This is a genomic window from Flammeovirga aprica JL-4 (assembly GCF_012844305.1).
GTDB classification, from domain to species: domain Bacteria; phylum Bacteroidota; class Bacteroidia; order Cytophagales; family Flammeovirgaceae; genus Flammeovirga; species Flammeovirga aprica.
The window spans coordinates 1-941 of record NZ_JABANE010000321.1 but is presented as its reverse complement, the minus strand read 5'-3'; the positions used below and the strand labels follow the sequence as shown (position 1 = coordinate 941).

Below are 941 nucleotides of genomic sequence, written 5' to 3'. Positions count from 1 at the left end.
CATTCCCTAATTAAAAAAAGAAAACGTTCATTGCTGTACTTGCTAAATAAAGGGATTGGTCAATTACAGGAAGTTTTAGATACAAGAAATGTGACTTTATCTCAAAGAGAAAGTTCTAAATTACTAACAATCAATAAAGTGTTATTTCAGCAACAGTATATGTTTGATAATAACACATCGCGAATCGATGATCGTATTATCTCACTTGCCAAACCTTGGCTTCGTCCAATTGTAAGAGGAAAAGAAACAAAGAGAGTAGAGTTTGGGTTCAAAGGTCACATTTTACAAGCAGGAGGAATTAGCATAATCGATCATTTATCACCGAACGCTTTCAATGAAAGTACACGTCTAATTCAGAGCTTCTATAAACATCAAAAAATCTTTGGCAGTGCCACACATATTGGTGCCGATGGAATATATGCCACTAATGAAAATCGCCGATTTATCACAGACAAAAAAATCATCACCAACTTTAAAAAGAAAGGTCCTAAATCCTATACAAAAGAAGAGAAAAGTATGGTAGAAATTATTGCCAAAGAGAGAGCAACACGTATGGAAGGAATCTTTGGTACACATAAGCGAAATTATGGTCTGGATAAAATAAAAGCTAGAACGGAACCTAATGAAAAGCTATGGATTGTGTTTGGTATTTTGACCTCAAATGCAGTTTTGATGGTTAAGAAAAAAGAGGAAAAAGAATCAAAAACACCTCAGGGTAACCAGCTTAAATTAGCCGTCTAAAAAAGTCTATTCTTAAATATCCCTTGGATAAGTCCGTCTATACAGTTCTTAATTTTATGTTTTTGGTAATTTTGTACTTAAAGAAGGTGATTTTTTTTGAGAGAAATAGAATATTGAACCTTATAAATGCAAAAACACTCACCAAAAAGAATAAATATCCTGATTTTAGTGAGTGCTAGAGTCTATTTACCAAGACTCCC

1 pseudogene is annotated in these 941 nt (G+C 33.3%); it reads left to right on the top strand.

Features of this window, described 5'->3' with window-relative positions:
- A pseudogene (locus tag HHU12_RS34145) lies at nt 1-741 on the top strand (transposase); the annotation flags it as partial.
- Nucleotides 742-941 lie beyond the last annotated feature (200 nt).